At 64.7% G+C, this 20,229-nt stretch carries 16 protein-coding genes, 5 tRNA genes and 2 pseudogenes; 17 read left to right on the top strand and 6 right to left on the bottom strand.

All coding sequences use genetic code 11. From position 1 onward, the window contains the following. The first annotated feature begins 63 nt into the window (after positions 1–63). The 6 genes and pseudogenes from BLV92_RS07925 to BLV92_RS07950 form a co-directional block, all read left to right on the top strand. A tRNA-Ala gene (locus BLV92_RS07925) sits at positions 64–139 on the top strand. A 172-nt stretch (positions 140–311) separates the two neighbouring features. Then, positions 312–387, top strand: a tRNA-Glu gene (locus BLV92_RS07930). 76 nt (positions 388–463) lie between these two features. After that, positions 464–540: transfer RNA gene (locus tag BLV92_RS07935), tRNA-Asp, on the top strand. Positions 541–599: 59 nt separating this feature from the next. Further along, a tRNA-Glu gene (locus BLV92_RS07940) sits at positions 600–675 on the top strand. Between the two features lie 78 nt (positions 676–753). Next, positions 754–830 (top strand) — tRNA-Asp (locus BLV92_RS07945). A gap of 332 nt (positions 831–1,162) precedes the next feature. After that, positions 1,163–2,261 (top strand): annotated as a pseudogene (locus tag BLV92_RS07950) (DUF3363 domain-containing protein); the annotation flags it as partial. A gap of 6 nt (positions 2,262–2,267) precedes the next feature. On the opposite strand, the gene BLV92_RS07955 reads toward BLV92_RS07950, so the two are convergent. Further along, on the bottom strand, positions 2,268–3,041 hold the full coding sequence (locus BLV92_RS07955) for an AraC family transcriptional regulator (protein WP_167627004.1): 774 nt from the start codon (positions 3,039–3,041) through the stop codon (positions 2,268–2,270). A gap of 172 nt (positions 3,042–3,213) precedes the next feature. Here BLV92_RS07955 and BLV92_RS07960 point away from each other — a divergent pair, with 172 nt between their 5' ends. The 7 genes from BLV92_RS07960 to BLV92_RS07990 all read left to right on the top strand — a co-directional run bounded on the left by BLV92_RS07960 (position 3,214) and on the right by BLV92_RS07990 (position 10,284). Beyond that, entirely contained in the window at positions 3,214–3,711 is a 498-nt protein-coding gene (locus tag BLV92_RS07960) for a carboxymuconolactone decarboxylase family protein (protein ID WP_090543816.1), read from the top strand. 40 nt (positions 3,712–3,751) lie between these two features. Then, positions 3,752–5,140, top strand: a complete 1,389-nt coding sequence (locus BLV92_RS07965) for an NAD-dependent succinate-semialdehyde dehydrogenase (RefSeq protein WP_090543818.1) — start codon at positions 3,752–3,754, stop codon at positions 5,138–5,140. Between the two features lie 475 nt (positions 5,141–5,615). Continuing rightward, on the top strand, positions 5,616–6,473 hold the full coding sequence (locus tag BLV92_RS07970; protein WP_090543820.1) for a PA4780 family RIO1-like protein kinase: 858 nt from the start codon (positions 5,616–5,618) through the stop codon (positions 6,471–6,473). A 75-nt stretch (positions 6,474–6,548) separates the two neighbouring features. Further along, positions 6,549–7,574: a zinc-dependent alcohol dehydrogenase family protein gene (locus BLV92_RS07975; protein WP_090543822.1), complete on the top strand. Its 1,026-nt coding sequence runs from the start codon at positions 6,549–6,551 to the stop codon at positions 7,572–7,574. 39 nt (positions 7,575–7,613) lie between these two features. Then, positions 7,614–8,423 carry a hypothetical protein gene (locus tag BLV92_RS07980; protein WP_090543824.1) on the top strand — a complete coding sequence of 270 codons (810 nt, stop codon included), beginning with the start codon at positions 7,614–7,616 and terminating at the stop codon, positions 8,421–8,423. 225 nt (positions 8,424–8,648) lie between these two features. Then, the gene (locus BLV92_RS07985; protein ID WP_090543826.1) at positions 8,649–9,293 is read left to right on the top strand and encodes a hypothetical protein; all 645 of its coding nucleotides are present in this window, start codon (positions 8,649–8,651) and stop codon (positions 9,291–9,293) included. A 526-nt stretch (positions 9,294–9,819) separates the two neighbouring features. Then, positions 9,820–10,284 (top strand): GNAT family N-acetyltransferase, encoded by a 465-nt coding sequence (locus BLV92_RS07990; protein WP_090543828.1) that lies wholly within the window; start codon positions 9,820–9,822, stop codon positions 10,282–10,284. A 29-nt stretch (positions 10,285–10,313) separates the two neighbouring features. On the opposite strand, the gene BLV92_RS07995 is transcribed toward BLV92_RS07990, so the two are convergent. Beyond that, the gene (locus BLV92_RS07995; RefSeq protein ID WP_090543830.1) at positions 10,314–11,222 is read right to left on the bottom strand and encodes an AraC family transcriptional regulator; all 909 of its coding nucleotides are present in this window, start codon (positions 11,220–11,222) and stop codon (positions 10,314–10,316) included. Between the two features lie 194 nt (positions 11,223–11,416). On the opposite strand from BLV92_RS07995, the gene rraA reads away from it, so the two are divergent. Then, positions 11,417–11,908: a ribonuclease E activity regulator RraA gene (gene rraA / locus BLV92_RS08000; RefSeq protein WP_090543832.1), complete on the top strand. Its 492-nt coding sequence runs from the start codon at positions 11,417–11,419 to the stop codon at positions 11,906–11,908. A 31-nt stretch (positions 11,909–11,939) separates the two neighbouring features. Beyond that, entirely contained in the window at positions 11,940–12,341 is a 402-nt protein-coding gene (locus BLV92_RS08005) for a gamma-glutamylcyclotransferase family protein (protein WP_090543834.1), read from the top strand. Between the two features lie 119 nt (positions 12,342–12,460). Here BLV92_RS08005 and aceB read toward each other — a convergent pair whose 3' ends face one another. Next, positions 12,461–14,053 (bottom strand): malate synthase A, encoded by a 1,593-nt coding sequence (gene aceB / locus BLV92_RS08010; protein WP_090543836.1) that lies wholly within the window; start codon positions 14,051–14,053, stop codon positions 12,461–12,463. A 79-nt stretch (positions 14,054–14,132) separates the two neighbouring features. After that, positions 14,133–14,888, bottom strand: coding sequence for a haloacid dehalogenase type II (locus tag BLV92_RS08015; protein ID WP_090543838.1), 756 nt, complete (start codon positions 14,886–14,888; stop codon positions 14,133–14,135). A 146-nt stretch (positions 14,889–15,034) separates the two neighbouring features. Between BLV92_RS08015 and BLV92_RS08020 the strand changes: the two genes are divergently transcribed. Both BLV92_RS08020 and BLV92_RS08025 read left to right on the top strand, forming a co-directional pair. Continuing rightward, a complete protein-coding gene (locus BLV92_RS08020) occupies positions 15,035–15,943 on the top strand; it encodes a LysR family transcriptional regulator (RefSeq protein WP_090543840.1) in 909 nt (302 codons plus the stop codon). A 132-nt stretch (positions 15,944–16,075) separates the two neighbouring features. Further along, positions 16,076–16,491 (top strand): annotated as a pseudogene (locus BLV92_RS08025) (universal stress protein); the annotation flags it as partial. A gap of 232 nt (positions 16,492–16,723) precedes the next feature. Here the strand turns inward: BLV92_RS08025 and aceA are convergent. Then, on the bottom strand, positions 16,724–18,031 hold the full coding sequence (aceA, locus tag BLV92_RS08030; protein ID WP_090543841.1) for an isocitrate lyase: 1,308 nt from the start codon (positions 18,029–18,031) through the stop codon (positions 16,724–16,726). Between the two features lie 400 nt (positions 18,032–18,431). Next, positions 18,432–20,138: a DEAD/DEAH box helicase gene (locus tag BLV92_RS08035; RefSeq protein ID WP_090543843.1), complete on the bottom strand. Its 1,707-nt coding sequence runs from the start codon at positions 20,136–20,138 to the stop codon at positions 18,432–18,434. Positions 20,139–20,229: the final 91 nt, after the last annotated feature.

A 20,229-nucleotide genomic window follows, 5' to 3' on the forward strand; every position in this document is an offset into this window, starting at 1 on the left:
GACGCTTCAAAGGGTATTTACAAACCCGGATTCGCTCTCTACAATCTCGCTTCTGTTCTGCAAGGGGGTATAGCTCAGCTGGGAGAGCGCTTGCATGGCATGCAAGAGGTCAGCGGTTCGATCCCGCTTACCTCCACCATCAGAGCAGTTGAAGTTTTCCGCGAAAGCGGATGTGAAGAAAAAAGCTTCACAAAGCAGTGTAAAGAAGTTAGAATATCGTTCTTCGCTGTTGACGGAAGTTAGCGGCAAGATGCGGTAGAAGCGAAGCAAGAGCAGCATCGGCGGTAAAAGGCATTATCTGAAAAGATTATGTCCCCTTCGTCTAGAGGCCTAGGACATCACCCTTTCACGGTGAGTACAGGGGTTCGAATCCCCTAGGGGACGCCAGACATTGGCAGCGCCAGGCAGTAGCGGCGATGCGGCAGGTGGAAGTGACCGACGCCATCTGCAATGTGTCGAAACTGGAGCGGTAGTTCAGTCGGTTAGAATACCGGCCTGTCACGCCGGGGGTCGCGGGTTCGAGTCCCGTCCGCTCCGCCAGACAAAGCCCGTTCAGGCTAAACTTGAGCGGGCTTTTTAATTAAAGGTGTAAGCCTGTTGTCCCCTTCGTCTAGAGGCCTAGGACATCACCCTTTCACGGTGAGTACAGGGGTTCGAATCCCCTAGGGGACGCCAAGACAACAGCAGCGCCGGCTATGCCGGGCGCGCCGCCAGCGGGAATCGACCGACGCCCGCCGGTGTATCAGCAGGACTGGAGCGGTAGTTCAGTCGGTTAGAATACCGGCCTGTCACGCCGGGGGTCGCGGGTTCGAGTCCCGTCCGCTCCGCCAGTAAAATCAAAGGGTTACGTCGAATGCGACGTAACCCTTTTGTTTTTTCCGCGCACCGTGTCCTGGACTTGTCCTAAAAATCTTGGCTTCGCGCCTGTTGTGCGTGGGCGACGCGAGGTGGCCGCAGCTATCGTGTCCGTGACGGCGAAGTTCGATCTGATGAAGAGCATGCGCCGAGGCCGATTATTAAAAGAACTGTGTAACCAGGTTGAAGCGACGCAAACTCGCCGCTGCGGCGCTCCAGGCCCAGCGTGCACCCATCCCCGCGCCAATCCGTCCCTGCACTGACCGCGTCATGCCCGCGTTGGCCTGCTGCAAACCCTCGTCGCCTGGAGCGGTGGACGGGCCTGGATCGCAGCTTGCGGCGTGAGGTCGGCAACGATGGCATGGTGCGTACCGGACCCTTCGCCGAACCCTGGCGGCAACGCCAGCGGCAAGTGCTGATCGGCCGCCTGCAACACTTGCGGCGCCTCGGACCGGCGACCGGGCAGCCACTGGCGAGTGGACTGCCCATGCCGAGGCCGAGCCGGGCATGCGAGCAATGGGCGAGCGCGGCGACATCATCCGCACGATGCAGCGCGCCATGAGCGGCCAACAGCGCGAGCTGGCCGTGTTCGTGCCGGGCAGCGACGGTCACATCCTCATCGGTCGCGTGGTCAGCAAGGGGCTGGCCGACGAGCTGTACGACAAGGGCTACCTTATCGTCGATGGTACGGACGGCAAGGCGCGCTACGTCGCGCTGCCGCCGCGGTCGGAGCTGAAGCGGTATTCAACCGGCGCGGTGATTGAAGTGAAAGGTGCGGGCCGACGTGCGCGTCGCCGACCGCAACATCGCCGCGCTGGCCGTCGATGGCATCTACCGCACCGGTCATCATCTGGCCGTCGCCCAAGGTAAGGCCACGCCCGACCGCGACCCCCGTAAGGTGGTGGCCGCCCATGTGCGTCGGCTCGAAGCCCTACGTCGGGCCGGCATCATGGAGCGCGAGGCCGAAGGTGTTTGGCATATCCCTGGCGATCTGGCCGAGCGGAGTCGCCAGTACGACGCGCCGCCTCTTGGCGGTGGCGTCGCGGGGGAGCTGAAATCGTATCTGCCGATCGAGCGGCAGGCCCGCGTGATCGGTGCCGCCCGGCTCGACCCGCAGTTGATCGGCGACGGCAAGGGGCTGGGCGACCTGGGCTTTGGGGCCGAGGTCAAGGACGCGCTACGCCAGCGCACCGACTTCCTGGCCGAACAGGGATTGGCCGAGCAGCGGGGACAACGCGTCGTTCTCGCGCGCCAGCGGACGCTACGCGATGCTCGACGACCGTGTGGGCTTCTCGCTGGTGCCGTGGAAGCCGGCAATCGAACAACGGTTGGGGAGGCAGATTGCCGCGATGGTGCGAGTTGGCGGCGTGTCCTCGGAGGTTGGACGACAACACGGCATGTCGATACGAAGCTCAGACCGTACTGAGTTCACTGGGGCTGATTCCCATCACACGCTTGAACATCCGGCTGAAAGACCCCGTATTTTCGTAACCTAACGAGAGCGCAATGGTGGTGACGGGCTCGCCTGCGACCAACCCGACGACCGCCTCGGTCAGCCGGATCTGTTGGCGCCAGTCGGTGAAAGACAAGGTGGTTTCGTCCTTGATTCGGCGCGTGAACGTGCGCACGGACATGTTTGCGAGCGAAGCCCAGTGCTCGATGCTTTCACGACTCCCCGGCTCGTGGCGCAATGCCTCCTCGACCCGGATCAGCCGAGGATCGGAAACGCGCGGCATGTAGAACTCCGTCGGGAGCACGAACCGCATCTCGCTGAAAATCAGCGAAAGAACCTGAGCGGCCGCGCCCGAGGCCCCTTCTTCGATAGGTAGATCAACCGCTCGCAGGATCAGTTCACGCAACAGCGGCGTGACATAAACGAGTGCCGGGGCCTCGGGCAATGGCCGATCGACGTCCGATATCCGGACGAACAAAGTCCGCAGTTCAACGTCCGTGCGCGCACGCATTTCGTGGCCGACTTGGGCAGGCATCCACAGCGCTCTCTGCGGTGGAAGCAGCCAGTGGTGATCGCTCGTGCTGACTTCCATGACGCCCGAAATCGCATAGATCAACTGCGCACGCTTGTGCGCGTGCAGCGGATTGACATACCCGCGCGGGAAATGCTTCGCCATCGCACCGACATAACCCGGTACGTCCTGGAAATCATCTCGGTTACGGCTCTTGTGCATGCTATTCGTGGATTGGCAGATTCTGCACATCACTTGACCGCCAGTGCAGCGTCGCCGATGGGCAGGGTCTCTAAAGTACGCATCAATGAATCGGACTTGCCGATTTTAAACATTCCCAGCCGTCGTCCGGAGTCAGCCAGTGTCCCGTATATCGCTAGTCCATCCCGAATCCATGACCGAGGCTCAACAGGCGCAGTACCGCCGTTTCCCGGCCAATCTGACTCGCGCGTTGCTGCGCACGCGCGCCTCTACCGCAGCCTACCTCTCGCTTGGCGCCTCCTTCGCGCACGGCGCGCTTTCCGCCAGAAATCGGGAGCTTGTCATCCTGCGCGTTGGCGCGTTGAGCCAGAGTGCCTACGAGCGGATGCAGCATCTGCCCATCGCCCGCCGCGCCGGCTGGACCGATGCAGACATCGCGGCCATCGAGGCGGGCAGGCAGCAAGCGTTCGATGCACGCACGGCCACACTACTGCGCTTCGTAGACGAATGCGTGTACCGGGTCCGCGTAAGCGATGCCACGCTCGCCGACCTGAAGGACTTCCTCACAGAAGAGGAAATCGCCGAAGTCACGTTGCTGGTCGGGCATTACATGATGACCGCACGCTTTCTGGAAACCCTCGGTGTCGAACTGGATGACGAACCCACCTCCTGGTCCGGGCTCGTGTCCTGATTCGGCCTTATCCACCAACAGTTATCAAAGGAGAATCAACATGAACACCACCAGCAATATCGCGACTTTCGAAACGCTGAACCCGGCAACGGGCGAGCAGGTAAAGACGTTTCCCGGCATGACGGACACGGAGGTGCTTGCCGCGCTGGATACCGCGGATCGGCGCTACCAGAACGACTGGAAGACTCGTCCGGTCCCGGAGCGCGCGAAGATCATGGCGCGCGCAGCGGCCATCCTGCGTGAAAAGGCCGAGGAATATGCCGGCTATATCACGCTGGAAATGGGCAAGCTCATCGCACAGAGCCGCTACGAAGTGGAACTCTCCGCTTCCATCCTCGAATACTATGCCACGCACGCTGAAACGTTCCTCAAGGACCAGGCGTTGCCCGAGGCTCCCGGTTCGGTGGTGGTGACGGAGCCGGTCGGCGTGATTCTTGCCGTCGAGCCGTGGAATTTTCCGTACTATCAGTTGGCACGCGTTGCCGGTCCGCAGATCGTTGCAGGGAACGTGGTGATGATGAAGCACGCACCCAACTGCCCGCAATGCGCGCTGGCCTTCGCGCGCCTGTTCGAGGAGGCCGGTGCGCCGGAGGGCGTGTACACCAATCTGCTGTGCAGCGTCGAGCAGATCGCGACGTTGATCGACGACTTCCGTGTGCGCGGCGTCACGCTGACCGGCAGCGAACGTGCCGGTGCAGCGGTCGCCGAGCGCGCCGGCCGTAACCTCAAGAAAGTCGTGCTGGAACTGGGCGGCAGCGATCCGGCCATCGTGCTGGAAGACGCATCGCTCGAAGACGCGCTCAACCAGTCCGCCTTCGGTCGGATGATCTGCATGGGCCAGGCCTGTGTCGCCACCAAGCGTTTCATCGTCGTCGGCAAGGAGCGCGGCAAGCAGTTCCTCGATGGCCTGATTGCACGGATGAGCGATCTGGTCGTCGGCAATCCGGCCGACGGCGAGACGGAAGTCGGGCCGCTGGTTTCCGGGCGCGCCCTGGAAGGCTTGCTGCAGCAGATCGAGGACGCCAGGGCGCATGGCGCGAGCGTGGTGCTGGGCGGCAAGCGCATCGACCGTCCGGGCTTTTACCTGGAACCGACGATCATCACCGATATCGCCGTGGACAACCCTCTGTATCAGCAGGAAACCTTCGGTCCGATCGCGTCTTTCTACGTGGTCGAGAACGAGGAGGAGGCCATCGGGCTGGCCAATGCCACGAAGTTCGGCCTGGGCGCTTCGGTCTACAGCGCCGATCTGGAACGTGCGAAGCGGGTGGCGCGCCGCATCGAAAGCGGCATGGTGTTCATTAACTCCTGCGCCTATACCGGCCCGGAAGTCCCGTTCGGTGGCGTGAAGAATTCCGGCTTCGGCCGCGAATTGAGCGAGTACGGTTTCGGCGAGTTCGTGAACCGCAAACTGGTGCGCATCGGTTGACCCGGCAGCGTACCTGGTCGATAACCAGCCGCAGGATCTAGCCTCGTCAGGGCTGAGTTGTGTATTCACAGGACCCAGCCCTGTTACCTGGAGGCTTATCCGCAGGTTTCGCGAGAATATCACTTCGGCCTTGTCTACCCGCATCAGGCCAGCAAGGCATCAGCGGCTTCCAGTCAATCGAGAAAGCGCACGCCGGTTAGCGGCTCGCTAATTTCCCCCAGGCGCGCGGCCGATTTGCGATCGACGGCATAGGGCGACCATTATTGAAAGCGGATGTTGGGCATGGGTATGGCACGCCCGGCGCAATCACGGCGATGTTCGCCGGTTGTTCGCCCGTAGTTCGCCCGTAGTTCGCCCGTAGTTCGCCCGTAGTTCGCCGGTAGTTCGCCCGTAGTTCGGCACGCCGTCGGTCGCCCTTATAATCGGGCATGACTTCATTCCTCTCCCGCGCATCAGGCTTACGGTCGGCGGCCGTATGAAAATACCCAAACGACTTGCACCGCTTCTCGACGAAGGGCTCATTGACGAGGTCATCGGCCAGTTGATGAGCGGCAAGGAGGCAACCGTCTACGTCGTGCGTAGCGGCGAGTCGACGCGTTGCGCGAAGGTCTACAAGGACGCGAAGCAGCGCAGTTTCCGGCAAGCCGCGTCGTATCGGGACGGCCGGAAAATCAAGAACAGCCGGCAGGCCCGTGCGATGGAAAAAGGTACGCGCTACGGCCGGCAGATGCAGGAAGCGTCATGGCAAAACGCCGAGGTCGATGCGCTGTTCCGGCTCGCTGCCGCAGGCGTGCGCGTGCCGCAACCCTATATCTGCACCGATGGCGTGTTGCTGATGGAACTGGTGGTCGACGGGAACGGCGACGTCGCACCGCGGCTCAACGACGTCGATATGACCGAAGCCCATGCGCTCGAACTGCACGCGCTGCTGCTCAAGCAGGTGATCCGCATGCTCTGCGCGGGCGTGGTTCACGGCGACCTGTCGGAATACAACATCCTGCTGGCGGCGGACGGACCGGTGATCATCGATCTGCCTCAGGCCGTCGACGCGGCCGGCAACAACGAAGCCGCGTCGATGCTCAAGCGCGACGTTGAGAACCTGGCCGCGTATTTCGGACGGTTTGCGCCGCAACTACTTGCCACGAGTTATGGCGCGGAGATCTGGGCGCTCTTCGAAGCAGGCCGGCTGCATGTCGATGCCGAATTGACCGGCCGGATCGAAGTCGATACGCGTCCCGTGGATCTCGACGGCGTACTGCAGGAACTGGAAGATACGCGTTTTGACGAAGACGCGCGAGTGCGGCGGCAGCGGGAACTGGGCGCAGGCCTGTAGCGGTGTTCGATTTGCCGCGTATTCTGCGAGCCGATGTGGATCGGCATCCCCTGTCCAGCCAACGTGAGGTGTGAAATGAAAGCATGGCTTCTTAAGGATTTCGGTCTGCACAATCTGCAGCCAGGCGACGTGACGACGCCCGCTCCGCAGCCGGGTGAATTGCTGGTGAAGGTGGGCGCGGTGTCGTTGAATTTCCGCGACAAGGCGATCGTTGACGGCATCTATGAGCCGCATCTTGTGCCCAAGCCGCTGATTCCCGTGTCGGACGCGGCCGGCACCGTGGTGGCCGTCGGCGCAGGCGTCACGCGTTTTCAGGTCGGCGACCGCGTGAATTCGACGCTCTACTCACGATGGATCGACGGCGCGCCCGGTCCCGACGAGCCCGCGTATTGCATCGGCATGCCGCTTCCGGGCGGCCTCGCCGAATACATGATCCTGCATGAGGACAGCGCGGTGCCGGCACCGGCGTCGATGAGCGACGAGGAAGCCTCGACCCTGCCGATTGCCGCGTTGACCGCGTGGTATTCGCTGATGGACGTCGGCCATCTCGAACCGGGACAGACGGTGCTCGTGCAGGGAACCGGCGGCGTGTCGGTTTTTGCGGCGCAGATCGCTGCCGCCCATGGCGCACGCGTGATCGTCACGTCGAGCAAGGACGAAAACCTTGCGAAAATAAAAACGCTGGTCGGAAACGCCAAGGTCGAAGGCGTCAACTACCGCACGCATCCGGACTGGGAGCGCAACGTGCTCGAACTGACGAACGGCCTGGGCGCGGACGTCACGATCGACGTCGCGGGCGGCGACGGTATCAACCGGTCCGTTGCGGCGACGAAGGTGCAGGGCGTGGTCGCGCAGGTTGGCTTTCTCTCGGGGCAGACGACCGCGCTCAACCTCATGCCTGTGATTTTCCGGCAGACGACGATCCGCGGCATCGCGGTGGCGCCTCGCAGTTCGTTCGAGCGGCTCAACGTGTTCCTCGATACGCACCGGATCAAGCCCGTCATCGAGCGCGTTTATCGCTTCGACGACGCAGTGCAGGCGTTCGAACATCTGGCGCGCGGTCCCTTCGGCAAAGTCGTGATCAAGATCGCCGACGCATAGGTGTACCGCGGAACTATACTGGGGCATCTGGAGGTTTCGATGGCCGATCAAGACAGACTGCATCCGTTACGTCCGTTTCTGAAAAACTGGATTTGGGAGCATGGCCGGATCGGAACCCGCTACCTGGACTGCGTAGACGGCGAAATCAAATTCGACGAAGGCAAGAAATCGCGGTTCGCAGCGGAGAAATACATCTACGTGCCGCTCGATAAGGACGGTAAAGCCGACGATGCCTCTGTCGAGAGTCCGGCGATTCAGGAGGCGGGGCTTGCCCGGTTCCTGCGCGCGGCCCAGTTGGGCACGCCGGACGAGGCGGGTTCTGTAGCGGAGGTTCAGCGCGCCGTGCAGGACTGCGTGGAACTCGGCCTGCTCAGCGCATACCAACTGGACGCACAAAACGCATTGGCCCGTTATGCGCAGGAGCCCATGTTCGAGGACGAAATTCGGGCGGCGGTTGTGGACGACATCCGGCGTAGTTATGCCGGCACGCGAGAGCAACTGGCGCTATACGATTTCAGCGTGCTTTACGGCCTGCCGGTAGCGCTGCTTATCAACGAGACGCCGTTCATCGATTGGCGCACGCATACCAGTCCGGCGCTTCCGTTTGTATCGCTTCCGCTCGGACCTTATTGCCTGCTGGTAGGCGCGCCTTCGGGCAGAAAAAGCCGGATCGGCCCCGTGGTCTGGAAGGCCGCCAGCACGATGGGCCCATTAAAAGACCACAACCGCTGGATCGCGGAGCACGCACGTCTGTGGCTGGTGGCGACGACGGACGACCCGCTCGTCGCGGCACAAAGCCGTCTTGCTGCAGCAAGGGGCTCGACAGGACAAGAGAACGCCAAGTCGTAGCCGAAGTGATCGGAAAGACAAAGACGTCACGCCTGTCAGAGGTGATGACCGTATTTACCTTTGCGTCGTCCGCAATTCGTTGCACGCGAAATACGAAAGAATCTCCCGCTTTCTTTGCCGGATTGAATTCAACGTTGAGAGGATTCCTCGGGTTCGCGTGCATGATGGTCAGACGCAAATCGCCGCGGTACTGAAGTACCTGCGTTTCGAGCGAGAGAAAGATTGATGAAGAAAGGAAAGACAAAACTTACCCGCGAGGATGCCGAGCGTCTTTTCGCTGGGCTGTCCGGTGGGAGCGCGAGAGTATCGAGCCGGCCCGAAAACCCGTTCGAAGCGGGTGCGTTCGAGGCGGTCAAACGCGTCGACGACGAAGCCGGACTCTGGAAAGACAACCTGATTACGCTTCCCGCGGCGATCGAGTTGCCCGCCGGCTATGAGTCGGTGTCCCGCATGCGCGACGCGATGGTGCGGGCTTGGCGCGTGAGGTGGGTGAGGGAAGGTAAAAACGAGGTCGTCACCGAGTTCCCCGAAGGATGGACTGCTGTTCGCCCGGAAAACGGCCCGATAGCGCTGCGGGATCCGTCGGGCGTGGTCCGCGCGTTATACGGATGGGCCGCGGATGCCGAGCTTAAAATCCTGCCGCGGTATCTGGTCGAGTCGCAGGCGAACAGTTCAAGCGGATTAGGTAGTCTGCTGGTCCGCGATCGCGGGAACGGTCAGATTCTTGAGCGGTCGTCGACCTGGTCTGCACAGACTGGCACGCATCATCCGGACTGGATCAGGCTGTCGGCGTGGCTCGATTCGCGCTATCCGGCGCATCGCGACCCGTTGCGGTACTGGGACGATTGCGAGGAAAACCTCCGGAATTGAGCTATTTGGTAGGTCGGGCAATTACCCGCTCCGATTGTCGACGACGTAGCGGACGAGCCATGTTTGGGTTCCATCCGTCGAGGCGCGAAGGTACAGGTCGCGATCGACTGTTATCTTGTAGCCCTTTTTTCAGGCCTTCAGGGCTTCGATGCCACGGACTGTGAGGTACGGCACGGCGTGTCCTGGATTTGCCCTGGAAATCGAAGGATTTCCACGATCCTCGTGGAATCACATCGGTGAGAATAATCAATAAGCCATTGTTTTATAAATGAATTTTTAGTCAGGCGAGTTCCGGTGACATCCGGGTCTAACGGCCTGTCACGCCGGGGCCGGGCGCGGGTTCGAGTCCCCGTCCGCTTCGCCAGATCGAAGCCCGCTGGGTCATTCCAGCGGGCTTTTTCTTTTTCTCCGTCTGCCTCGATCGGACGCGCCGGGACCGTCGCTTGCGCCAGCGGACAAAACGCGTGCTTGCCAGCCGGCGCGCGCTGTCTTACCGTTGTGCGACATTCTCCGAGTCCGGTCCGCCATGTTCGCCCCCAACGACGTTCCGTCCCGCTTCCAGTTGCGTTGTGCCACGATGCACGACTTCGAGTTCGCGGAGTCGCTCACGCGCGCGAACATGGGCGGCTACTACCGGCGTCATCACCTGATCTGGCGCGGCGACCTGTTTCTTGCGAGCTATCGCGAATCGGAGAACTTCATCCTCGAACTCGACGGCCATGCCATCGGCGTGCTGCGCGTGACCGAAGAGGGCGACTCGCTGCATATCCGCGACGTGCAGATCGTCGAGGGTTATCGCGGCCAGGGCGCGGGTACGTTCCTGCTCGACATCTCGCATCGCTGGGCGCGCGAGCGCGGGTTGCGCGAACTGCAGTTGCGCGTGTTCGTCGATAATCCGGCCGCGCGGCTCTATCACCGGATGGGGTATCGGCTTGCGGGGTCGCGGCTCGCGCGGCTCGGTTCGATCCGGCACATGACGCGGCCGGTCTGAGCGCTCGGCCGGCGCGTTCGGCCGGTGCGTTACCGGCCGTCTCGCGGAGTGGCGGCTTCGTCAGCGGACACGAGGCTCCGCGCGAAGCCATCATCGGAATCGTCCTGTGCGGACGGATCGTCGATATCGCCGGCGCCGCGCGCGATGAACGCACGCGGACTCTGCCCGAACGCGCGCCGGAACATCGCGGAGAACGCGCTCTGGCTCTGGTAGCCGAGTTCCTGCGCGACGATCGCCATCGGCCGTCCCTGGTTCAGCAGCGGAATCGCGCGCGCGAGGATCGCCTGCTGACGCCACTGCGAAAAACTCACGCCCAGTTCCTGCCGGAACAGCCGCGCGATCGTGCGCGTGCTCGCGCCGACATGCGCGGCCCAGTATTCGAGCGATCCATGATTGCCCGGATCGGCGATCAGCGCCTCGCACAACGCGCGCAGGCGCTTCTCTTCGGGCATCGGCACCGCGAGCGGCAGCGGCGCGGAGCGCGTCATCTCGTCGAGCGCGAGCACACAGAGCAACCGCTCGCGCGTCGCCGGCAGCGCTGGTTCGTCGAGCGACGCGATCACTTCGCGCAGCAGTCCCGACACCTCGACGACCCGGCATTCGCCGAGCCCCGGCGGCACGACCGACTCGTCCACGTACAGCGTGCGCAGGAACGCGTCCTCGACGATCGACACTTCGTGCGTGACGCGCGGCGGCACCCAGATCGCGCGCGACGGCGGCACCATCCACGTGGTGCCGGGCGTCGTCATCCGCAGCACGCCGCGCGACGCATACGCGAGCTGCGCCCAGCCGTGCGTATGCTGCGCGATCCGCACGCCGGCCGGCATCGGCCGCGAACGCACGCGGATCGGGTGCGCGGGCGTCGGCTCGAACTCCGGCGGGATGTCCGTGAAGAAATCCAGATCGGTCGGCTGGGACGGCGGCGGGCTCGACGGCATGACGAAAGGCGCGAGGCGGTGAGAGAGTCGGTGGGCGGCGTGCAGGCGACACATTGTAGGCGATTCGCACGCGCGCTTCCGTTGCGGCCGACCCCGCGATGCGACGACCTCCACGAACACGCGCCGCATCGGTCTATGCTCGCTTCCGGCGGGGCATAATGCTCCCGGTTCGTCACATCGACACGGAGGAACTCATGACATTCGCAACCGCCGACCTGTGCGACGCGCACGAGGACCGGCTCGCGGACGGCACGCTGCGCGTGCTCGATCCGGTATTCCGCCTGTTCGGCCGCGCGCAGTGCTTCAGCGGCCCGGCGTTCACGCTGAAGGTATTCGAGGACAACACGCTGGTGCGCGCGACGCTCGAACAGCCGGGCGCAGGGCGCGTGCTGGTCGTCGATGGCGGCGGCAGCCGGCGTTGCGCGCTGGTCGGCGGCAAGCTCGGTGAACTCGCGCAGGACAACGGCTGGGCCGGCGTGGTGGTCAACGGCAGCGTGCGCGATACGCTCGAACTGAACGCCTGCAACGTCGGCATCGCGGCGCTCGCGACGCATCCGCAGCGCAGCCAGAAGCGCGGCGGCGGCGAGCGCGACGTGCCGGTGCAGATGCCGGGCACGACGGTGCGCCCCGGCGAGTGGATCTACGCGGACGTCGATGGCGTGCTGGTATCGGCAACGCCGCTCTGACGGGGTTTTCGGGAACAAGAGGTAAGCGGTAATGCAGCATGTGTTCGTCTATGGGACGTTGCGCGCCGGCGAGATCAACGACATCAGCGTCGCGGCCGCGCGCTACGGCATCGCGCCGCCGACGCTGATCGGCAGGACTTCGGTGCGCGGCCGCCTGTTCGACTTCGGCGACTATCCGGGGATGGTCGTCGATGCGTCGGCCGCGCCGGTCGTCGGCGACGTGTACGAGATCGACGATGCGCTGGTCGCGGTGCTCGACGAGATCGAGGAGGTGTATCCGGGCGTCGACGGGCTTTTTCTCGTGCGCGAAACGCGCGTGGAGGTCGACGGCGCGCCGATGCAGTGCCGGTTTTATCCGGTCGCGCGCGAGTCGGTGAAGGGGCTGCCGGAGATACGGGGCGGCGACTGGATCGCGCATCGGCAGTGCCGCTGAACGCGCGCGTCGCGACGACGAATGAACGAAGGCCCGGCGGATGGACATCCGCCGGGCCTTCGTGTTTGGGCCGCCGAGGCGGCCACGTATGCCGCCGCTCACGCGGCGGCGCATGGCGATCAGATTTCTTCGTACAGCGGCAGCGTCAGGAATTCGACGAAATTGCCGGACGTGGACATCTGCTCGAAGATCTGCGCGGCGCGCTCGTACGGCTTCGTGTCGCCGCCGACCACCGCCTTCACCTTGTCGAGTTCCTGCGGGATCAGTTCGCGCACCAGTTCGGCCGTGACCTTGCGGCCGTCTTCGAGCTTGCCCTTCGGCGAGCGGATCCATTGCCACACCTGCGAGCGCGAGATTTCGGCGGTCGCCGCGTCTTCCATCAGGTTGTGGATCGGCACGCAGCCGTTGCCCGCGAGCCACGAGCCGAGGTAGTGAATCCCGACGTTGATGTTGTTGCGCAGCCCGTTTTCGGTGATCGGCGCTTCCGGACGGAAGTCGAGCAGATCCTTTGCGGTGACGTTCACGTCGTCGCGCTGCTTGCCGATCTGGTTCGGCTTGTCGCCGAGCACCTTCACGAACTCTTCCATCGCGATCGGCACGAGGCCCGGGTGCGCGACCCAGCCGCCGTCGTAACCGTCGGTGGCGTCGCGCGCCTTGTCCGAGCGGACGCCGCCCATCGCCTTGTCGTTCGCGGCCGCGTCGTTCTTGATCGGGATCAGCGCGCTCATCCCGCCGATCGCCGGCGCATTGCGGCGATGGCAGGTCTTCAGCAGTTCGAGTGCGTACGCGCGCATGAACGGCACGGTCATCGTGATCTGCGCACGGTCCGCGAGGCAGAAGTCCTTGTCGTTCTTGAACTTCTTGATCGCCGAGAAGATGTAATCCCAGCGGCCCGCATTGAGGCCCGAGCTATGCTCGCGCAGTTCGTACAGGATCTCGTCCATCTCGAACGCCGCGAGGATCGTCTCGACCAGCACCGTCGCGCGGATCGTGCCGCGCGGCACGCCGACCGCTTCCTGCGCGGCGATGAAGACGTCGTTCCACAGGCGCGCTTCGAGATGGCTTTCCATCTTCGGCAGATAGAAGTACGGGCCGCTGCCGCGCGCGATCAGTTCCTGCGCGTTGTGAACGAGGTACAGCGCGAAGTCGAAAATGCCGCCGGACACGCGCTGGCCGTCGACCGTCACGTGCTTCTCGTCGAGGTGCCAGCCGCGCGGACGCACGATCAGCGTCGCGGTCTTGTCGTTCAGCTGATAGCGCTTGCCGTTCTGTTCGAGCGAGATCGTGCGGCGGATCGCGTCCTTCAGGTTGATCTGGCCGGTGATCTGGTTGTCCCAGTTCGGCGCGTTCGAATCCTCGAAGTCGGTCATGTACGAGTCCGCGCCCGAGTTCAGCGCGTTGATGATCATCTTGCGCTCGACCGGCCCGGTGATCTCGACGCGGCGGCATTCGAGATCCTTCGGCAGCGGCGCGATCGTCCAGTCGGCTTCGCGCACGCTCTTCGTTTCCGCGAGGAAGTCGGGACGCTCGCCGGCGTCGAGGCGTTTCGTGCGTTCGACGCGCGCGTTCAGCAGTTCCTGCCGGCGCGGCTGGAATGCGCGGTGCAGTTTCGCGACGAGCGCGAGGGCGTCGGGCGTGAGGATCGTGTCGAAGCCCGGCTGGATTGCGCCGGTGATCTGCATGCCTTGCGGCAACTGCAACGTGCTGGTCATGATGAATAACTCCTTGGTCGGTCAGTTTGATGCTAAGGGTGAATGTGTCGCCGCTCGTCGCACGTTCGTTAGGCCGCCGTCATGCGCCCGGGGCGGGGCGCGGGCGGCCGGACGCCCGGTCGGGCGGCGCAGCGGTGTCGAGAAAGGCGGCCAGGTCCGCCATGCCGCCGCCGGTGCCGTGCGGCGCGATGTCGAGCTGTTCGGCGGGCAGGCGCTGGCGGTTGATCCAGAACGTCGTGTAGCCGAACCAGCCGGCGCCTGCGGCGTCCCAGCCGTTCGACGACACGAACACGAGGTCGCGCGCGGCCGCGTCGAACGCGGTCGTGCCGAGCGCATACGCGGCGGCGGCCGGCTTGTACGCGCGCACCGCATCGACGGACAGCACGTGATCGAACAGGCCGGTCATGCCGGCGCTCTTCACCGCGATGTCGAGCATCTGCGGATTGCCGTTCGACAGGATCGCGAGGCCGAGGTCCGCGCGCTGGCGCAGTGCGCGCAGCACCGGCAGCACGTCCGCGAAAGCGGACAGGCACGCGTATTCGTCCATCAGACGCTTTTCGCCGCTCGCGGTCAGCGCGAGGTTCAGGCGGCGCGCCGCATAACGCAGCGCGTCGACGGTGACGTCCCAGAACGGGCGATAACGGCCGCCGGACGGATCGGACAGCGTGCGCAACTGCGTGTATTCGATCTGCTTGAGCCGCCACAACTGCGACAGCGCATCGCCGTGGCCGGGGAACATCTGTTCCGCCGCCGCGACGACCGAATGCACGTCGAACAACGTGCCGTATGCGTCGAATATCACAGCCTTCGGAAAGCGTGTCGTGGTGGCCGGCATAACCGTGCACTCCGTCTTCACAGGTCGGGATCCATTCTATTCATGATTAATATCACTGAAAAAGGACCGATTGATCACTTGATCTTTTACTTTTACAAACCTAATCTGTCGAACTCAGTTATTTTTCGTCACCGATTTCGCGCTCCGTGGACCGTTTCAAGCAGATCGAGACCTTCGTCGCCGTCGCCGCGAAGGGCAGCCTGTCCGCCGCCGCGCAGGCGGAAGGCGTCGCGCCCGCGGTGATCGGCCGGCGCATCGACGCGCTCGAAGAGCGCCTCGGCGTGAAGCTGCTGGTGCGCACCACGCGCCGCATCACGCTGACTTTCGAGGGTTCCGCGTTCCTCGAAGACTGCCAGCGGATCATCCACGACATGCAGAACGCGGAGGCGAGCGTGTCCGCGGGCGGCGTGAAGGCGAGCGGGCATCTGCGCGTGTCCGCGCCGGCCGGCTTCGGCCGCCGCCACGTCGCGCCGCTCGTGGCGCGTTTCACGATCGCGCATCCGGACGTGTCGGTCACGCTCGACCTGTCGGACCGGCTCGTCGATCTCGTGAACGAGGGGTTCGACTGCGCGGTGCGGCTCGGCGAGTTGCCGGATTCGTCGCTGGTGTCGCTGCGGCTCGGCGACAACCGCCGCGTCTGCGTCGCGTCGCCCGCGTACCTGGAGCGCCGCGGCGCGCCGCAGACGCTCGGCGATCTCGCGCAGCACAACTGCCTTGCGCTCGGCGCGAGCGCGAACCAGCAGCGCGGCTGGACGTTCCAGCAGGGCGACAAGATCGTGTCGATCCGCGTGTCCGGCACGATGGAGTGCTCGGACGGGGCGGTGCTGCACGACTGGTGTCTCGACGGACATGGGCTTGCATGGCGTTCGTGGTGGGAGGTCGGCGACGACATCGCGGCCGGCCGCCTCGTCAGCGTGCTCGACGGGTTCGCCGCGCCGCCGATCGGCATCAACGCGGTGTTTCCGCAGCGCCGCCATCTGCCGCTGCGCGTGCGGCTCTTTCTCGACTTCCTGAAACATACGTACGGCCTTCCCGGTTACTGGGGACACGACTGACGGCAGTGGCGCAGGCCGCCGGAAACACCTGAAACGCGCTTGCGTTGCGCGCCGGTTTCGCGCACTGGAATCGATGAACCCGGGCAGCCGGCCCGCGTTGCCGCACGGTTGCCGCCGATCACGGAGGGCGCGATGTTCACGCACATTCTGGTTCCGACCGATGGCTCGGACCTGTCGAAGAAGGCGATTTCGCGCGAGCGGTCGGCGCGCGCGTGACCGCCTATGCATGCGTGTCGCCGTCTCCGTATTCGCCGTACTCCGACGCCGCGATCGAACCGCCCGGCGATTTCGACGCGCGCAGCGAACGCGACGCGCGTGCGCATCTGCGGCGGATCGAGGACGCCGCGCGCGACGCGGGTGTCGTGTGCAGCAGCCGCACCAGCGTGCATCCGTCGCCGTATCTCGGCGTTGTCGAGGCGGCCGAGGACGGTGGCTGCGACGTGATCTTCATGGCGTCGCGCGGCCCGCGCCGGCCCGGCAGCCTGTTGATCGGCAGCGAGACGCAGCGCGTGCTCACGCATACGAAGCTTCCGGTGATCGTCTATCGCCAGGAAAGGCCGCGGCCGACGCGCGGACGATCCTGCTGTCGTTGCGCCGGCCGCGGCGGGTCTCCCCGGTTGGGTCTTGTCGGTGTTGCATGTGCCGGTCTGTTGCCGGTGCGGGGTCTCGCTCCCTGATTGCCTGCCGTGTTGCTTCGTTGTTCCGTCGGTTCGTACGTCCGGATCGTACGTCCGATCGGGCGCGGCGACCGGCCCAAACCGGCCGCCGCCCCGGACCGCGTTACGCGACCTTCTTGTCGAAGAACTGTTCGTCTTCAGTCGAGCCGTGCAGCGCGGTCGTCGACGCGTCGCGCTCGACCGTTTGCGTGACCGCGTCGAAGTAGCCGGTGCCGACTTCGCGCTGGTGCTTGACCGCGGTGAAGCCGCGGTCCGCGGCCTCGAACTCGGCCTGCTGCAGTTCGACGAACGCGCTCATCTGCTGGCGCGCGTAGCCGTGCGCGAGGTTGAACATCGAGTAGTTCAGCGCGTGGAAGCCCGCGAGCGTGATGAACTGGAACTTGTAGCCCATCGCGCCGAGTTCCTTCTGGAACTTCGCGATCGTCGCGTCGTCGAGGTTCTTCTTCCAGTTGAACGACGGCGAGCAGTTGTACGACAGCAGCTTGCCCGGGAACTGCTTGTGGATCGCTTCCGCGAACTTCTTCGCGTATTCCAGATCCGGCTTGCCGGTCTCGCACCAGATCAGGTCCGCGTACGGCGCGTACGCGAGGCCGCGCGACACCGCCTGTTCGAGGCCCGGCTTCGTGCGGAAGAAACCTTCGACGGTCCGCTCGCCGGTCAGGAACGGCTTGTCGTTGTCGTCCACGTCGGACGTGACCAGGTCGGCGGCTTCCGCGTCGGTGCGCGCGATCAGCACGGTCGGCGTGCCGCTGACGTCGGCCGCGAGACGCGCGGCGACCAGCTTGCCGATGTTCTCGCGGGTCGGCACGAGCACCTTGCCGCCCATGTGGCCGCACTTCTTCACGGAGGCCAACTGGTCCTCGAAGTGGACGCCGGCCGCGCCGGCCTCGATCATCGCCTTCATCAGCTCGAACGCGTTCAGCACGCCGCCGAAGCCGGCTTCGGCGTCCGCGACGATCGGCTGGAAGAAGTCCACGTAGCCTTCATCGCCCGGATTCTTGCCTTCGGACCACTGGATCTGGTCCGCGCGCGCGAGCGTGTTGTTGATGCGCTTCACGACGAGCGGCACCGAGTTCGCCGGATACAGCGACTGGTCCGGATACATTTCGCCGGCCACGTTCGCGTCGCCCGCCACCTGCCAGCCGGACAGATAGATCGCCTTCAGGCCGGCCTTCACCTGCTGCATCGCCTGGTTGCCGGTCAGCGCGCCGAGCGCGTTCACGAACGGCTCGCTGTTCACCGACGCCCACAGCTTTTCGGCGCCGCGCTTCGCGAGCGTGTGTTCGATCTGCACCGAGCCGCGCAGACGCACGACGTCGTCGGCGGTATAGCCGCGCTTGATGTCTTTCCAGCGCGGATCGGTTTCCCATTGCTGTTGAAGTTGCTGGGCCTGCTGTTGACGCGTCGTCATGGTGGACTCCTTGAAGTGCCTGATAGATGAACGGTAAGACGGTGACTTTCGCGGGCGGCGCGTTTCGGTGGGGCCGAAGGGCGTCTGGAGCGTGAAGTCTTATATAAGAGTCTAGGCAAACCGGTCGGGCGGGAACAGGCGTGAAAGAGTCTTTTCCATGGATTTTTATTCTTTTATTTTCATGGAGTTATATCGCTCGTTCCGCATTGGGAAACGGGATTTTCCATCGTGCGACGCGCGTCGTTGTGCCACGCAGCACGCGTTTTTACGACGCAAAAAAATTTGCCGCATTGTGAAATGCGGGCGGGGATAAAAAAAGACCGGTGCGTGAGCACCGGTCCCGGTCGTTTCGTATGCGCGGCGGCAGCCGGCTGGCCGCTGCCGCGCAGGTCAACGGAGCTTAGCTGTCGCGGCGGGCGCCACGCGGCGCGTCGCTGCGGCGCGCGCCGAAGCCGCCGTCGCGCGAGCGGCCGTAGCCTTCGCGTTGCTGCTGGCCGTAGCCGCCGCGCGAGTTGCCCCCTTCACGCGCGCCGTAGCCGCCGTTGTTGTCGCGAGCGCCATAGCTGCTGCCTTCGCGCGGTGCGCCGTAGCCATTGCTGTTGCCGCCGCTGCGCGCGCCGTCGCCGGCCGGCTTGCCGCTAAAGCCGTTGCTGCTGCGGCCGTTGCCGTAGCCACCCGGCTTGCTGTTGCCGTTGCCGAAGCGACGGCCGCTGTTGCCGCCACCCGGACGGCCGCCGCGGCCGAAGCCGCCGCGGCTGTTCGCCGGCGGCGCCTTGCGCGGCTCGAAGCCTGCGACGACGTTGACCGGCAGCGTCGTGTGCACGAAGCGCTCGATGCGCTTGAGCGCGCCCTGTTCGGCGTGATGCACGAGGCTCACCGCGATGCCCGAGCGGCCCGCGCGGCCGGTGCGGCCGATCCGGTGCACGTAGTCTTCCGCGAACTTCGGCAGGTCGTAGTTGAACACGTGCGTGATGCCCGGGATGTCGATCCCGCGCGCGGCGACGTCGGTCGCGACCAGCACGCGCACACGGCGCTCGCGCAGCGCGCGGATCGTGCGGTTGCGCGCGCCTTGCGGCAGGTCGCCGTGCAGCGCGGCGGTTTCGAAGCCCGCGTCCGCGAGGCGGCCGGCGAGGTTGTCCGCGTCCATCTTCGTCGCGGTGAACACGATCGCCTGGTCGAGGCCTTCGGCACGCAGCAGATGGTCGAGCAGACGGTCCTTGTGGTCGCGGTCGTCGACGTAATGCACGGTCTGCGCGATGTTCGAGCTCGACTCGATCTTGCGGGTGATCTCGATGCGCTCCGGATCCTTCAGCAGACGGCCGGTCAGCGAGCCGATCTTGCCGTCGAGCGTCGCCGAGAACAGCATCGTCTGACGCGTTGCCGGCGTCGCTGCGACGATCGTTTCGATGTCGTCGATGAAGCCCATGTCGAGCATGCGGTCGGCTTCGTCGAGCACGAGCATCTGCAGTTCCGACAGGTCGATGCGGCCGCGCTCCAGATGGTCGAGCAGACGGCCCGGCGTCGCGACGAGGATTTCCGGGTTCTTCGCGAGCAGCATCAGTTGCTGGCCGTATGCGACGCCGCCGAGGATGCTGACCGTGCGCAGACGGCGCAGGTGCTTGCCGTACGTCGACGCGGCCGTGGTCACCTGCATCGCGAGTTCGCGGGTCGGCGTCAGCACGAGGAGGCCCGGACGCGCGACCGGCTGCGGCCGGCGCTGGCGGCGGTCGGCCGGCGCGGCGCCTTGCGGACGCGGCTCGCGCGGCTGCGCGGCGAGGGTCTTCTGAAGCTGCGCGAAACGCTCGATTGCCGGCAGCATGAACGCGGCGGTCTTGCCCGAGCCGGTCGGGCTCGACACCAGCAGGTCGCGGCCGGCGATGCCCGCCGGGATCGCGCGTTCCTGAACCGGCGTCGGCGCCTTGTAGCCGGCGGCGACCAGCGCGGAGACGATCTCCGGCGACAGGCCGAGCGAGGCGAACGTCGGACCCTCGGGCACGTCGGCTTGCGGCGCGACGGCGACGTCAACGGCGACGGCGACGGTCTCGTCGAGACCGAGTGCCTGGTTGGCGATTGCGTCGAGGGGGCTTTGGGTATTGCTCGAAGTCATGAATATCCTTGGTGCACAGGAAACAACAATACGTCGGCGCCAATCGCGCATACCCTGGTCGTTGGATTCAGCGAGCAATACTTCAGCGAGC

The organism is Paraburkholderia caballeronis (assembly GCF_900104845.1).
Classification (GTDB): domain Bacteria; phylum Pseudomonadota; class Gammaproteobacteria; order Burkholderiales; family Burkholderiaceae; genus Paraburkholderia; species Paraburkholderia caballeronis.